The following is a 14,299-nucleotide window of genomic DNA, read 5'->3' as shown; positions in this document are numbered from 1 at the left end:
GAGGGAGGTCCGTAACGTGAATCATAACACAACTAACAATTTTACCGATGAGCGCATCCCCTTCCAGTTTGACCGCAATTGGCTCGAAGAGATGCAGGCCCGTATCGACCGCAATGGCCCCTGGGACGATTGGACATTGTTCCAGCTTGCCTATGAAGCGGAGCAAGCCAAAGTCATTCACCGCTTCGACGAACTTCAGTGCTTAACCCATCTCAGCCAAGTAGAGCCGCTTCCCCATCAATTAGAAACCGCGCAGAAGGTTCTGCATGAAATGCGCGGCCGCGCGATATTGGCGGATGAGGTTGGCCTTGGAAAGACGATAGAAGCAGGCCTCGTCGTCAAGGAATATATGATCCGCGGGCTCGTCAAACGAGCGCTTATTCTCGTTCCGGCTTCACTTGTACTGCAATGGGTACGTGAGCTGAATCATAAATTCGGCATTCCCGCCATCGCGCAGAAGAAGGCATACCAGTGGCAATCAGACATCGTGGTAGCCTCTATGGATACGGCAAAGCGCGAACCGCACCGCTCCATCCTGTTGGAGCAGGAGTACGACATGTTAATTATTGACGAAGCTCACAAATTAAAAAATCGCAAGACGACGAACTATCAATTCATTACTCAGCTGCGAAAAAAGTACTGCTTGCTGCTTACCGCCACTCCTGTACAGAATGACATGAATGAGCTGTACAATCTCATCACCCTGCTCAAGCCTGGACAGCTTGGCGGACAAGGAGATTTCAGCGCCAACTTCGTTGCGGAGAAGCGCGTGCCTAAGAACGAATCCGACCTGCAGCATGAGCTGTCCAAGATCATGATCCGCAATCGGCGCGGCGAAGGCGGCGTTCATTTTACCAAACGCATCGTGAAAAATATTCCGCTAACGCTGTCGCCGGAGGAACTGGCCCTATACCAAGGGGTAACTTCCTTCATCCGCGACCAATATCGAACGGGCGGCGCAGATGTAGGCAGCGCCTTCTCACTCATTACGCTGCAGCGTGAAGTATGCTCCAGCCGAGATGCTGTATTCCTCACACTTGTCAACCTAGCGAAGAAGCTGCCTGAGGATTCACCCATCCGCGATCGGATCTGGGATCTGGTTGACCTAATAAAGAGCATCACGGCGAATACGAAAGCAGAAGCCGCAATCGAGCTGATCCGCGATATGAACGAGAAAGTGATTCTATTTACCGAGTATCGCGCGACACAAGAGTACCTGCTGCAATATTTTCGCAAGCATGGTCTCGTAGCGGTTCCTTATCGCGGCGGTATGAATCGCGGCAAGAAGGATTGGATGATGGACCTGTTCCGCGGACGCGCTCAAGTGATGATCGCCACAGAGGCAGGCGGAGAAGGCATCAATCTTCAATTCTGCCACCATATGATAAACTTTGATCTGCCGTGGAATCCGATGCGAGTGGAACAGCGTATAGGACGCGTTCACCGACTCGGTCAGACCCAAGACGTCAAGATCTACAACTTGTCTACGCAAGGAACAATCGAAGAACATATTCTAAATCTGCTGCACGAAAAAATCAATATGTTTGAAATGGTAATTGGTAGATTGGATATGATTCTGGAGCGATTCGAGCAGCAGGACAGCTTCGAGAAGAGCCTTTCCCGCATCCTGCTCGAAGCGGACAACGAGGACGACATTCAGACTCAGCTGCACTCGCTGGGACATTCCTTGAATTCCATACGGAATGAGCTTCATGAAGAGGTGAACGCGGAAGAGGGCGACAACGCCCTGCAGGCGTTCATCAATCGATTCGGATCTCAAGCAGAAGCGTAACGACTGCGGCAGTGCCACCAGCCGCAATAATGAGGAGGCAGCACAGCATGAACACCGAGCAGGTCACGAGCTTCGTGATGCGCTATCTAGAAGCAACGGGGTGTCACATTATCGAGAAAACGCCCGTCTACGTCACCGTCAAGCTCTCTGAGCAGGCGGATCGGGCCCTGACCAATCGCCCGTATTACTGGGGCTTTGTGGACCGTACCGGAGCAGAAGCGGAAACGATGCGTTTCACCTTCGTATTTGAGCCTGCAGCCATGCCTGTAGAGCGCGGGCCGGTCAGCTATGTCACATCACCCGCCGCGGCTCCTCCAATGCCGCCACAAGCCGTACAAGCCGCTCAGACGACTGATCAGGAGTCACCTGTTCAAGATGCGCCGCCCGACTCTATTCTGCATCGTTACTTCGGGGTGGCTCCTGCATTTACGGGAGGGGGCGGCGGCATCGGACGCATACCTCGGGAAGATGTCAATTATGGAAGCCGGCGCTTGGACCAGCTGATGCAGGCCGCTCGCGAGCACGGACGCTTCCACATGCTGTTTGACCAACAAGCATCTACAGGCTCTCCTGAGTCCGCTGCGCGCGGTACACGGCTGTCTAAAGCATACGAGCCATGGCTGCTGATCAATCTTAAGCTTGAATTTGCCTGCGACTTGAAACGTGAGGAGATCCATTCCTTCGGCATCTCATGTGTCTCCGGTCGAGTGCTCGAACGCTTCATGGAACGGTTGACGCATCGTGAGCTGACTCCTAAGCTGCCGCCGCATGTCCATACGATGACGTGGCGGTATTCGATCGAACAGCTCGTGGATATCGTCGAACAAGCGGTCAGAATCCAGATCGAGCCTTATGATATTGATTGGGCAATTGACGCAAGTGAGCGATTGGAGGACGAAATGGCGAGGTTAGCCTCCTACTACGAGCCGCTGCTGGAACAAGAACAAGAACAAGGACAAGGACAGGAACAAAAAAAGCCGGCACCCGCTTCTACAGGAAAACGCACACAAGCGATTAATAACGAACCAACGTCAACTGAGGACGAACCGGAAGCTGTCAAGCCGTCTCAACTTACGCTGCGAGAGCAATATGAAATGCGGCAGAAGGAGATTCGCTGGCAATTTGAACCGCGAATTGTCGTTCAGCTGATTAACTCGGCTATCGTTCATCTTCCCTTTGGAGATGAAATGCTTACTACATAAGGGGGAAGAACCAGCTCGAATCCTGTTGTTATCGTGTGTTATGAGCAATTGCGCCACATTACGGCAAAAATAGAATGAATATTTTGTTCCTCTCATCCCCTAAAGTGACAGTCTTTTATAGGCTTGTCCCATACAATGAGTGAAATGGATTATTTCGGGACATACCTATATTAAAATGTCAGTTGAGGTAGAGGTGAGATAGAAATGAACCGCTCAAAATGGATGAAGCCGCTAATTCAAATCGTCTCGGCAGCCGTGTTAACTTCAACGCTGTCTGCCGGGATCTCCTTTCTGATCATTGCAGGAAACGACTCCTGGAAACAATCGCACAAGCCTTCGCATGCCTCGATGTCTGCGCAAGTATCCAACAATAAGCTCGATATCGTTCTAGCAAGCGCGCCAGTCCGTCCGAAATCCTCAGCAACGAGCAGCATCCAGCAAGCCGTAAAGGATGCGATCCAAGCTCTATCCCAGCATGAGCCCTTTACTTCATGGAAATATGCAAACACTAGCATTCAGCCGCTCGGTCCAGGCACCCACGGTTGGATTATTCACATCACGTCGCAGAAGAACAAATCACTTGGTTATTTGATCATCCACGCGACGGAAAACGGCGATTATTCTCTTACGGAATATGGTACAGGCGAGAACTATCCTTTCGCGCAGCATACGTTGGACAACGCTTTAGCTTCTTTAGACCTGAACGATCAGAAGTCGGTCATCATTACTCCATATTACGTTCAGCCATTGTTAACGGTATGGAAGCTAGAGCATGAGTCAGACGTACAATGGATAGAAGCCCAATCAGGCGAGGTGCTGCCGACACAGAACGATCAATGGATGAAGATGGCTCCTTTTGTTACAGCCAAGCTCAGCACGAGCGGCGGCATGACCACAGATCATGTTCTATTTCAGACTGAAGACTGTTCACTTACAGCGCAAGCGCCTTCCAAGCTTCAGTCATTCGATCCTTATGATCAGATTGGTTGGATGGATGAAACACGCAGGGTCGAAGGTGAAACCGCTCAGCGATTGCTGAAGCAATGGCAGCCCTTTAAGGGTTCGAAGCAGCTCGTATACGTTCAGCGCGTAGAAAGCAGCGGCACATTCGACACGGCGATGAACTTCCCATACGCGGTTGTAGGCGATCAAGTCTGGAAGGATTCCAGTAAGAGCGCCGCCGAAGCTAATATTCGATACATCGCCGTACAGCCAACAGGCGAAGCGAGTGTGCGTTATGTATCCGAAAAGAGTATTCTACAGCAAGGATATCTGTCTCCAGTTCGCCCACTCGTTCCATAGCTTCCTATGTCACCTTCAACAGCATTGCAACATAAAAAATCGCCCTCCATTAACCTGCGCTTTGCTGCGCGGCATGATGCTGGGCGATTTTCTTGTTCTCGTTTACGTCATTTTGGTCCATTTTCGATTGCGCATTCGGTCAGTGATCCGTACGATTACATGCTTCATAGGCTTGCCAGCTTGTCCAATCCGTCCAGCCGTCATCTTCATGCTTAATGGCATTACTCCAAACCAGCGAACAGACCACTGTTCCTTTTTGCGCACCTTTTGTTCTTTGCGAGCTTCCTTTGGTGTTTCCATATATGTGACTACTTGCTCAGTAATGTATTTAATCAAATCATCACGTTTGCTCTTGCTCATCATGCACACCTCACATTTATTGATTTACTACTATTGTGAACGACCGTCCGCCCTTTTAAACACGTTTCCAGTAAACCGATAGCATGTCGAATGCTTGGGTTGTACAGGCTATTATTGAAGTCAGTATCGGAAATGAGGTGCGATCCATGAAGATGCACAGATCATTAATCCTTCTAATGATATGCCTGTGCTTGATGGATATTGGATTGCTTCCAGCTGCAGCTGCAGCAGAACCGGCTCAACTGGAGCAACAACACAGTAGCGGTCCGCCAAATTCAGACACCCAACTGTTCCCTGCCCCACTCGTATTAATTGATGCAGGGCACGGCGGCATCGATGGTGGAACCAGCTACCAGGATGTATTAGAAAAACACATCAACTTGGCTATAAGTCAGAAGCTGTATTTGCTTCTTAAGAGCAAGGGTATTCCCGCGGTGTTGAATCGAACAGGCGATTATGCACTAAGCGATGATAATCGCTGGTCTGCTTCGCGTTCACGGCATCTCCGAGATCTTGCTCAACGGTATCAGTTGAGTAAAGAATTGCCGGTAAGTATATATGTCAGCATCCACGTCAATTGGAACAAAAATAAGAACTCCCGCGGTGCAGTCGTGCTGCAACAGGAAGAGGGACGCAGCCATTTGCTAGCCACTACGATCCAGCAACATCTTAATGCCTTGTATGGCAAGCGAGCTGCTCATGCAGTGGAAATAGGCAATACCTACTATTTGCTGCGGAAAGTGAAGCAGCCCGCTGTCATTGTCGAAACTGGCTTTATTAGCAATTCGATCGACCGTGAGCTGCTGACTTCCTCGCGCGGACAAGCTGCAATTGCACAGCGAATCTGTGACGCATTAGAGCATTACCTGCTGTTATATCATTGAGTGTACAATGGAGGCGGCGGATTGTCCTTCAATTCAGATACGCGAACGAACTGAATATGCTGCTGGGCGGAAGGAATGACACGATGCAGCACCGCCGAAGTATTAGCGCCGCCTACTCCTACATGGCCGATAACGACAAATGGATTCTGTTTGTTCAACAGCTGCATGACCTTCGACCATTGTTTCGATACATGCGCTTCCGTCACTTTATCGTCGAGAAACAGATGGTTGTTAATGACTGGCACACCCAGTTCTCTGCCTACTTCACCTATAACGGAGCGATAATTGGTACGGCTGTCGAGAAAGAACATCCCTTTCTCTTTGCAGACCTTTAACACAATGCGCATAATTCGTTTATCGGCAGTTACCTTGGAACCCATATGGTTGTTCATCCCGACAGCATGCGGGACGTTGTCAATCGCTTGTCTGACCCGAGCCTCTACCTCTTCATCGGATTGATTGACCATAATAGCTCCCGGCCCGAGCCACTTTGGATGAGCTTGCATTGGCTCCATCGGCATATGTACGATGACATCGTGTCCGTAGCGATGTGCCGATTCGGCATCTTCTTTTGTCGTTTGCATGAACGGCATAACCGCTACCGTAATTTTCACTGGCAATTGCAGCATCTTCTCTGTTCCAACCATCCGATTGCCAAAGTCGTCAATAACAATCGCAACTTGCTTATTGTGTTCAGGAATGGATCGCTCAGGATTTGCCAACACTGGATGAATAGGCACTCCTAAGCTTGCTGTCAACGCAATGCATAAGATCATAATCACGAAGCATCGGGTTGTACGTTGTCGAAATACTTTCATCATTTTCATGAGACTCGCCTTCTTCAACTAGATATTCTAGGACAGCCCTATTGGGCTGAATCTACCCTTTAATATGCACCAACATTAGGTATCATCATGCAGTCGCATAATAATATGTCAGTTGGAATTGACAAGCTAGAGCAAAAGCCCTAAGATGTTAAGTGCGCAAAATTTGTAGAATGAAGGTGATTATGACAATGTCTTATCAACCGATTGTGAAACATAAGAGACTATCCGAAGCCAACTTAGACCGAAATATGAACTTGGGACAGATAGTTGTCACCCTTCAAGACGGTACTCAACTTCGAATCATCAACAATAACGGCACGAAGTCGATCACTCGCTTGTTGACGAAACCCTGCCCGATATGCCGAAAAGATTTCTTCTGTTCTTGCTTTGACAGCTATGTTGAAAGCATTGACGAACAGCTAGAAGAGATGGACTGGCAGAAGCAATAAAGCGATCATGACAAATCCCCCTGAAACGCTCCGGATACTAGTCCGGGTCAGTTCAAGGGGATTTTTCATCTGAGCATATCGTTATTGTGTCCGATCATCTTAATCCCATACATCCACCACTGGATGTCCCCTATACACCTGAGCTAGATGCTCTCCGTTCATGTTTTTCACCATAGACCCGGATTTCCCCATTGCCACATGCGTTCAAGAACTAATTCGATAAACAGCAGTTGACTTATTGGAAATAATACCCTATATTTTATACATAACCATTTGGTTATATGTTAGGAGGAAGAGCATGGCTGACCTATACCGCGGGATATCGGATCCGATTCGAAGAAGAATCCTGCAGATGCTTGCTCAAGGCGAGCGGAATCAGAGTGAGCTTGTCCAGTCCTTTACGATCTCCCAGCCAGCTATTAAGAAGCATCTTGCAATTCTGCTTGAAGAGGATCTCATCTTAGAGCGGAAAGACGGAAAGTACCGTTGGTACCGACTGAATGGACCTGTGATGCAGCAATGCTACAGGCAGCTTCAGCAGGATCTAGGATTTATGATGGAATTGAAGCTTACCCAATTCAAACACTATGTAGAGGAGAATACGAACGATGAATGAGCCGATTACTTCCGTTAAACGCAGCATCATGATTCATGCGACACCAGAGCAAGCTTGGACCACCCTTACGGAGCCTGCAGAACGAAACCGATGGGAAACGAATCAATGCGAGCTGGAGCTTGTACCTGGCGGTGTTATCCGTCTCGATTATGGTTGGGGTGTCACGTACGGCGGAATTGTGAAAGAGCTTGAACCGAACAAGAGATTGGTACTGGAGGATGAGGAGCAGCAGCTCACGATATGGAGCATTGAACCGCATGCCGAGGGCTGTGTAGTGTCGATTGAATATCTCGGACTCTGGAGCGGCGAGCTTGGTCTGATGGCAGCTGATAATATGGCTTTCGGTACTTATCAGTTCATGCGGAATATGAAAACGGTGCTTGAATTCGGTCAGGATATTCGCTCGACGTTCTGGAAGAGCTGGATTGGCGCAGACCATCGAACGTATGAGGAGGGATCTCTCATCGGCACCAAGGTTGTTCACACGATTCCTGGAACGCCGGCATACAATCTGCTGAAGGAGGGAGATATCATCACATATGTGAACGGTTCCCCGATCGCTGTCTATGATGATCTGGAAATGGTGATTACCGAGCAAGACGTCGGCAAGAGCTTACAACTTCATTTCATTAGAGATGGAGTTTCCTTCGAGATCGAGTTGACGACTGCAGCTTATAGAGCAACCGTTGAGATTGTGAACTAACCATTCAGAATAATAAGAAAAGATTATAGTTCCCATTGATGATACTGATAGAGATGCTTATAATATGATTAAATATTCCATATTTTATCATGTGCTTTCATTGATGAATGAAAGGGGTTTTCCCGTGCATCTCTACCCTGAACATGGTTGCAGTTCAGCCTTTGATCATGCCGTTATCGGTATGGCGATATTTTCATTAGATGGAACACTGCTTAAGGCCAACCGTGCCTTGTGTGATCTGTTTGCATGTGGAGAGATGGAGCTAGCCTCTAAGTCCTCTAATAACGGAATATACCGGAAGCATATAGACGAGATCGTGCAGCATATTCAGATCTTAATGTCTCATGATACGAACCAGATTAGGCTCCAACAGCATTATTCCTCTCCCACCGGAGATGACATTCCTATAGATGTAACCCTTTCGATATTGAAAAATGATCATGCTGTGCCCCACTCGATTCTCGCTCAATACCAAGAACGATCAGACCTCAAACAACTCCACTCCTTGCTTCTTGCATCAGGGGAGAGGCTCGAGAAGTCTGAAGCCTCATTCCAGCAGCTGCTGGAAGATCTGCCTCTCTCCGTGCTTATTACACGTGAAGGAGTCGTTCAGTATGTCAACCGTACAGGACTCCGAATGATTGGTGCCGATACACTTGAGAAAGTATTAGGAATGAATACGTCCAGCATCGTAGATCGTTCTTACCATAAGCATCTGACAGACAGACGGCGAAGATATCGTGATAAGGAGAAGATCGGAAATGTCATTTATCTGATCAACTGCCTCGATGGAGAACAGAAATTCGTCGATGGATTCTCGCTTCATATCAATTATAAAGAGGAAAGAGCGGTTGTTGGTGTGTTTAGAGACATCACCGATCAAAAGCGCGATGAAGAGCGGCTCATGCAGTCTGAGAAGCTGTCGATCGCTGGACAATTAGCAGCAGGCATAGCCCATGAGATACGCAACCCGCTGACTTCTATCAACGGATTTATCAAGCTGATCAGTTCTTCACAACGTCATGAACCTCGTTACTTTGAAATTATTGATTCTGAGCTGAAGCGGATTGAATTGATTGTGAATGAACTGCTGATCCTGTCTAAACCTCAAGCGACCCATGAACTCAAGCCTACTGAGATCGTGTCTATGCTGAAGCAGGTCGTCACGTTAATGAGTGTGCAAGCCGCTATGAAGAACGTGGAGATTGAGTTCAACGATCAGTGCCCGCCAATCTGGATATATAGTGAAGCGAATCAACTGAAGCAAGTATTTATTAACTTGTTGAAAAATGCGATGGAAGCGATGCCTAAAGGTGGATCTGTTCAAGTTATCGCCGAACCTGATGGCGATATGATTCTGATTCAAGTACAGGATGAAGGCTGCGGCATGCCGCCCGAGATGCTGAATAAGATCGGACAGCCCTTCTTTTCGACGAAGGAATCAGGCACTGGTTTGGGTCTCATGATCACTTACAATATTATTCATAATCATGGTGGAAGCATTGCTGTTCATAGCTTGCCTGATGTTGGCACGACATTTACCGTTAAGCTTCCAATCCTATCCGAAGAGGAACTATCACTGTTATAAAAGAGCAATGCCCCGGAGTAATAAACTCCGGGGCTTCTTACATTACAATTATTCACCAGATACGTTGCGATAATGCCCTGCCATAGGATTCGTCTCGCCATGTGTTATGACAGCTTGCGCAGCCGCGATACGAGCTAATGGAATACGATAAGGCGAGCAACTCACATAATCTAGTCCTGCGAGATAGCAGAAGAAGATCGATTCCTTGTCCCCGCCATGCTCTCCGCATATGCCTGTTTTCAGAGATGGCTTCACGTTTCTGCCCGCGTTAACTGCATATTCAATCAATTGACCGACTCCCTCAGTGTCCAGCACTTGGAACGGGTTATGTGGAAGCAGCTGCTTATCCACATAATGCGCCAAGAACTTGTTCTCCGCGTCATCGCGGCTATAGCCGAAGGTCATCTGCGTTAAGTCATTCGTTCCGAAGGAGAAGAAGTCAGCATGAGCCGCGATCTGCTTCGCTGTCAGAGCGGCGCGCGGAACCTCGATCATCGTGCCGATCTTGTATGCCATTTCGCCGCGCTTCGAATCATTCATGATGACGCTGACCATCTGTTCAACACGCTCACGAAGCATCTTCAGCTCATTCGCATGCCCTACAAGCGGAATCATGATCTCTGGAAATACACGTACACCTTCCTTCAATACTTGTGCAGCAGCAAGCGCAATCGCTTCGATCTGCATATCATAGATCTCGGGATATACGATGCCTAAGCGGCATCCGCGCTGTCCAAGCATTGGATTCACTTCATGCAGATCGTGAACCTTACGGATCAAGGACATCAGTTCTTCCCTCTCCCGCTCAGCCGCATCGTCAGCAGTAGACAGCCTAGCCAGCTTCTGCTGAAGCTCCGTTTCCTTAGGCAGGAATTCGTGCAATGGCGGATCGAGCAAGCGAATCGTAAACGGCAATCCATTCATCGTGCGGAACATGCTCTCGAAGTCGGCTTGCTGCATCGGCAGCAGCTTATGCAGCGCCTCTTGGCGCTGTTCCAGCGTCTCCGCCAGAATCATATCCTGCACAACAGGCAGTCTGTCTGGCGCGAAGAACATATGCTCCGTGCGGCACAAGCCTATGCCTTCTGCGCCGAACTGACGAGCGATCTCCGCATCATGCGGATTATCCGCATTCGCGTATACTTTAAGGGAACGAACATCATCCGCCCACTGGAGGATCTGTTCAAGCTCAGGTGTGATCTCGGCATCACGCAGCGATGCTGCCCCCACAATGACACGGCCGCTTGCTCCGTCAAGCGTGATCCAGTCACCTTCCGCAAATATCTGCTTGCCGCTTACCATGCGCTTCTCCTCTGGAAGGATACGCAGCGATTCGCAGCCGCATACGCAAGACTTGCCCATTCCGCGCGCGACTACCGCCGCATGGCTCGTCATTCCCCCACGGCTCGTCAGCACGCCTTCAGCCGCCAGAACGCCATGAATATCTTCCGGCGTCGTTTCAGGACGTGCCAGTATCACCTGCTTGCCTAAGCGGCTCCATTCAGCCGCAGTATCCGCATCGAATACGAGCTGACCGACCGCAGCGCCAGGCGATGCAGGAAGGCCTACAGTCAGAACCTCATGCTTCTCCTGCTCATCGAGCCCTCTATGCAGCAATTGATCCAGATGCGCCACCTCGATCCGTTGGATCGCTTCTTCCTTCGTAATGAGCTTCTCTTTCACCAGATCGACAGCGATCTTGAAGGCTGCCTGCGCAGTGCGTTTTCCGGTGCGCGTCTGCAGCATGAACAATCGCTCGTTCTCAACCGTAAATTCAATATCCTGCATATCCCGATAATGAAGCTCTAATTGCTTAGCAATATTCTCGAGCTGTTGATATAGCTTCGGCATGACATCGTGCATCGTCTCAATTGACAATGGGGTACGAACCCCAGCTACTACATCTTCTCCCTGCGCATTAATCAGATATTCACCAAACAATCTGTGTTCACCTGTGGAAGGATTACGAGTAAAGACGACACCGGTGCCCGAATCATCGCCCATATTGCCATACACCATGCTCTGAATATTCACTGCTGTTCCCTGATGATCTGGGATATGGTTGATTCGACGGTAAATGATTGCCCGCGGATTGTTCCACGATTGAAACACCGCCTCAACAGCCAGTTGGAGCTGCTCGTATACATCTTGCGGGAAAGGACGTCCTTCGTATTTGTAGATAATCTCTTTATATTGTTCAATCAAGCCCTGCAAGCCTTCAACAGGAATCTCCTGATCCTGCTCAACCCGCAGCTCATCCTTCAATCGATGCAGCAAGATTTCAAACACACGTGATTCGATCCCTAACACAACCGATCCGAACATCTGGATTAAACGACGGTAGCAGTCGTATGCGAAGCGAGGATTGTTCGTGCGTTCCGCCAATCCTACAACTGTCTCATCATTCATGCCCAAGTTCAGAATCGTATCCATCATGCCCGGCATCGATGTAACCGAACCTGAACGAACCGAAACGAGAAGCGGATGACTCGGGTTGCCAAACTGCTGCCCCTTTTCCTTTTCCAGCTCATGCATGGCTTTGTGAATCTGATCAAGCAGCACGCTCGGGATGCGATTGCCTGATTTATTATAAAAGTGACATGCCTTTGTCGTTATCGTAAATCCTGGAGGAACCGGCAAATCTAGCGCTGTCATCTCCGCCAAGTTCGCCCCCTTACCCCCAAGCAGCGACCTCATGCTCGCGTTTCCTTCGCGAAAAGCGAAAATGAATTTATCCATTATAGGTTCCCCTCTCTACTATTCGTACAGGTCCTGTATTTCAGCTATTACAGCAATTGCAGTTATTGGCGAATTCTGAGCCGCGCTATTTTATGACTTCGACTTACAATCCTCTTTATGACATACACCGTAGATCTTCTTAACGCCCTCCGTTGGAATCGTTGCGATCAGTTCACCGCAAGCTTTGCACAGGATCGCCCCTAGCTCATGTTGTTGAACCTCTTCTCTGATATTGCTATGCATACATAACAGCTCCCTTCTGTTTATGTTCTACTTCAGCAATGTGACCAGCAAGATCAATCACACGCGACGCATAGGCCCATTCATTGTCATACCAGGCTAACAGCTTAACTTGATCGCCAATAGCCATTATGCTCAAGCCGTCAATTGTGGCGGACTTGTCATTGCCGATATAATCCGAGGACACGAGCGGCAGCTCGTTATAGCTGATATACTTGCCGATCGGCTGGCTCATCGCATGGATGAAGCATTGCTTGATATCATTTGTATCAACAGTCATGTTCAACTGCACTTGCAGATCCAAGAGAGATACATCCTGCGTAGGAACTCGAACCGAGTTGCCATTGATCTTCGCTGCCAAATGAGGAAGCACATCGATTAGCGCCTTACCCACTCCCGTCGTTGTCGGGATGATCGCGTTCGTACAAGAACGCGCGCGACGCAGATCCTTATGCGGGTTGTCAATATGATTCTGATCGCTGGTAAATGAATGCACTGTGGTCATCCAGCCCAACTGAACACCGAACGCTTGGTCCAAGATGTGAAGCACCGGCGCGATACAGTTTGTTGTGCAGGATGCGGCGGATACTAGCCAGTGCTTCTCAGGATCGAATCGATGCTGATTGACACCCATGACTACCGTTAGATCCATATCCCTGCCAGGAGCGGTAATCAGCACACGATTCGCGCCCGCTTGAATGTGTTTCTTCGCACCGGATCGATCATTGAATTTACCCGTCGCGTCAATTACGAGATGAACGTCGTGCTTGCCCCAATCCAGATTCTCTGGATTGCGCTCCGATGCCACTGGAATGTGCTTGCCGTTCACAATAATTCCGGTTTTGTCTGCTTCTACTGTTGCCCCCCATATGCCGTGAACGGAGTCATATTTTAGTAAGTGAGCTAATGTAGGGATCGTGCTGGTGGAATTGATCATCACGAGCTCCAAATCCTGATTTCGATCTGACAGTAATTTTCGGATACTTAACCTCCCTATGCGGCCAGTTCCGTTAAGTCCTATTTTCAAATTCTCACCCCACACATTAAGTATGACTTTATAATAATTTATGACGTACTATATATCAATAGTTTTTTATTAATACGTCATAAATATTTGTGGATTATGAATGCGCATTGCAATTCGTACAGATTTCTAATTGAATCTAAATCATTATGACTCTTATTTCATTTATATAAGACACATATTAACTCACCACTGCAGCACAAATAGCACACATGTCACGATGCGACGCTCGCGATCAAGTGTGCTATTCTATTCGGCTGTATCGCCATGTCAGGGCTTATTGTACCAGCAACATCGGTATGCCGTTTCTCAGCTGCTTGTACACGTGCGTCTCAGTCCCATCCGAGCATGCAACGCCTTTGCCGCATATCGTAAGACGGTTTTACCCCGTTATCTCACTTTTCGAGCACATTACCGACTCTGTAACGGGGTAAATGCTCTTCTGTCAATAGAGTGGACACTCTTAAGTTATGCTGCTCTCTCGTAGTACAATTGCTCAAATCGTACCGGCGACATATATCCGAGGGTACTGTTAGATCGCTTTCGGTTGTAGAAGAACTCGAGGTAGCGGTA

13 protein-coding genes are annotated in these 14,299 nt (G+C 48.6%); 8 read left to right on the top strand and 5 right to left on the bottom strand.

Going from position 1 to position 14,299, the window contains the following annotated elements:
- Positions 1 to 91: 91 nt before the first annotated feature.
- The 3 genes from ACXX53_RS15805 to ACXX53_RS15795 all read left to right on the top strand — a co-directional run bounded on the left by ACXX53_RS15805 (position 92) and on the right by ACXX53_RS15795 (position 4,296).
- Entirely contained in the window at positions 92 to 1,792 is a 1,701-nt protein-coding gene (locus ACXX53_RS15805; RefSeq protein ID WP_458569820.1) for a DEAD/DEAH box helicase, read from the top strand.
- A gap of 47 nt (positions 1,793 to 1,839) precedes the next feature.
- Positions 1,840 to 2,994, top strand: coding sequence for a YqhG family protein (locus tag ACXX53_RS15800; RefSeq protein ID WP_458569633.1), 1,155 nt, complete (start codon positions 1,840 to 1,842; stop codon positions 2,992 to 2,994).
- Positions 2,995 to 3,198: 204 nt separating this feature from the next.
- Positions 3,199 to 4,296 carry a hypothetical protein gene (locus ACXX53_RS15795; protein ID WP_458569632.1) on the top strand — a complete coding sequence of 366 codons (1,098 nt, stop codon included), beginning with the start codon at positions 3,199 to 3,201 and terminating at the stop codon, positions 4,294 to 4,296.
- Between the two features lie 102 nt (positions 4,297 to 4,398).
- On the opposite strand, the gene ACXX53_RS15790 is transcribed toward ACXX53_RS15795, so the two are convergent.
- The gene (locus ACXX53_RS15790; RefSeq protein WP_458569631.1) at positions 4,399 to 4,656 is read right to left on the bottom strand and encodes a YqzE family protein; all 258 of its coding nucleotides are present in this window, start codon (positions 4,654 to 4,656) and stop codon (positions 4,399 to 4,401) included.
- A 146-nt stretch (positions 4,657 to 4,802) separates the two neighbouring features.
- Between ACXX53_RS15790 and ACXX53_RS15785 the strand changes: the two genes are divergently transcribed.
- Positions 4,803 to 5,540 (top strand): N-acetylmuramoyl-L-alanine amidase family protein, encoded by a 738-nt coding sequence (locus ACXX53_RS15785; protein ID WP_458569630.1) that lies wholly within the window; start codon positions 4,803 to 4,805, stop codon positions 5,538 to 5,540.
- Here ACXX53_RS15785 and ACXX53_RS15780 read toward each other — a convergent pair.
- Complete coding sequence (locus ACXX53_RS15780; protein WP_458569629.1) at positions 5,534 to 6,367, bottom strand: divergent polysaccharide deacetylase family protein; 834 nt, start codon at positions 6,365 to 6,367, stop codon at positions 5,534 to 5,536. The genes ACXX53_RS15785 and ACXX53_RS15780 overlap by 7 nt on opposite strands.
- A 188-nt stretch (positions 6,368 to 6,555) precedes the next feature.
- Here ACXX53_RS15780 and ACXX53_RS15775 point away from each other — a divergent pair, with 188 nt between their 5' ends.
- The 4 genes from ACXX53_RS15775 (at position 6,556) to ACXX53_RS15760 (ending at position 9,723) form a co-directional block, all read left to right on the top strand.
- A complete protein-coding gene (locus ACXX53_RS15775) occupies positions 6,556 to 6,816 on the top strand; it encodes a hypothetical protein (RefSeq protein ID WP_458569628.1) in 261 nt (86 codons plus the stop codon).
- A 298-nt stretch (positions 6,817 to 7,114) separates the two neighbouring features.
- A complete protein-coding gene (locus ACXX53_RS15770) occupies positions 7,115 to 7,432 on the top strand; it encodes an ArsR/SmtB family transcription factor (RefSeq protein WP_458569627.1) in 318 nt (105 codons plus the stop codon).
- Positions 7,425 to 8,135, top strand: coding sequence for an SRPBCC domain-containing protein (locus ACXX53_RS15765; RefSeq protein ID WP_458569626.1), 711 nt, complete (start codon positions 7,425 to 7,427; stop codon positions 8,133 to 8,135). Before ACXX53_RS15770 ends, ACXX53_RS15765 begins: the two co-directional genes overlap by 8 nt.
- 103 nt (positions 8,136 to 8,238) lie before the next feature.
- Positions 8,239 to 9,723, top strand: a complete 1,485-nt coding sequence (locus ACXX53_RS15760; RefSeq protein ID WP_458569625.1) for an ATP-binding protein — start codon at positions 8,239 to 8,241, stop codon at positions 9,721 to 9,723.
- Positions 9,724 to 9,771: 48 nt separating this feature from the next.
- Here ACXX53_RS15760 and ppdK read toward each other — a convergent pair whose 3' ends face one another.
- From ppdK to gap, 3 genes are all read right to left on the bottom strand, one after another.
- The gene (gene ppdK, locus ACXX53_RS15755; protein WP_458569624.1) at positions 9,772 to 12,462 is read right to left on the bottom strand and encodes a pyruvate, phosphate dikinase; all 2,691 of its coding nucleotides are present in this window, start codon (positions 12,460 to 12,462) and stop codon (positions 9,772 to 9,774) included.
- A gap of 90 nt (positions 12,463 to 12,552) precedes the next feature.
- Positions 12,553 to 12,705 carry a GapA-binding peptide SR1P gene (locus ACXX53_RS15750; protein WP_458569623.1) on the bottom strand — a complete coding sequence of 51 codons (153 nt, stop codon included), beginning with the start codon at positions 12,703 to 12,705 and terminating at the stop codon, positions 12,553 to 12,555.
- The gene (gap, locus tag ACXX53_RS15745) at positions 12,698 to 13,729 is read right to left on the bottom strand and encodes a type I glyceraldehyde-3-phosphate dehydrogenase (RefSeq protein WP_458569622.1); all 1,032 of its coding nucleotides are present in this window, start codon (positions 13,727 to 13,729) and stop codon (positions 12,698 to 12,700) included. Before gap ends, ACXX53_RS15750 begins: the two co-directional genes overlap by 8 nt.
- Positions 13,730 to 14,299: the final 570 nt, after the last annotated feature.

The organism is Paenibacillus marinisediminis (assembly GCF_054343325.1).
Note: the sequence above shows the minus strand (reverse complement) of the source record. Positions and strands in the feature narration are given on the sequence as shown.

Excerpts from the sequence above, each read along its gene's own strand:
- ACXX53_RS15805 (WP_458569820.1), top strand. The coding sequence starts at position 92 with ATGCAGGCCCGTATCGACCGCAATGGCCCCTGGGACGATTGGACATTG.
- ACXX53_RS15800 (WP_458569633.1), top strand. The coding sequence starts at position 1,840 with ATGAACACCGAGCAGGTCACGAGCTTCGTGATGCGCTATCTAGAAGCA.
- ACXX53_RS15775 (WP_458569628.1), top strand. The coding sequence starts at position 6,556 with ATGTCTTATCAACCGATTGTGAAACATAAGAGACTATCCGAAGCCAAC.
- ppdK (WP_458569624.1), bottom strand. The coding sequence starts at position 12,462 with ATGGATAAATTCATTTTCGCTTTTCGCGAAGGAAACGCGAGCATGAGG.
- ACXX53_RS15760 (WP_458569625.1), top strand. The coding sequence starts at position 8,239 with ATGAATGAAAGGGGTTTTCCCGTGCATCTCTACCCTGAACATGGTTGC.
- ACXX53_RS15765 (WP_458569626.1), top strand. The coding sequence starts at position 7,425 with ATGAATGAGCCGATTACTTCCGTTAAACGCAGCATCATGATTCATGCG.
- ACXX53_RS15770 (WP_458569627.1), top strand. The coding sequence starts at position 7,115 with ATGGCTGACCTATACCGCGGGATATCGGATCCGATTCGAAGAAGAATC.
- ACXX53_RS15795 (WP_458569632.1), top strand. The coding sequence starts at position 3,199 with ATGAACCGCTCAAAATGGATGAAGCCGCTAATTCAAATCGTCTCGGCA.
- ACXX53_RS15750 (WP_458569623.1), bottom strand. The coding sequence starts at position 12,705 with ATGCATAGCAATATCAGAGAAGAGGTTCAACAACATGAGCTAGGGGCG.
- ACXX53_RS15780 (WP_458569629.1), bottom strand. The coding sequence starts at position 6,367 with ATGAAAATGATGAAAGTATTTCGACAACGTACAACCCGATGCTTCGTG.
- ACXX53_RS15785 (WP_458569630.1), top strand. The coding sequence starts at position 4,803 with ATGAAGATGCACAGATCATTAATCCTTCTAATGATATGCCTGTGCTTG.
- ACXX53_RS15790 (WP_458569631.1), bottom strand. The coding sequence starts at position 4,656 with ATGAGCAAGAGCAAACGTGATGATTTGATTAAATACATTACTGAGCAA.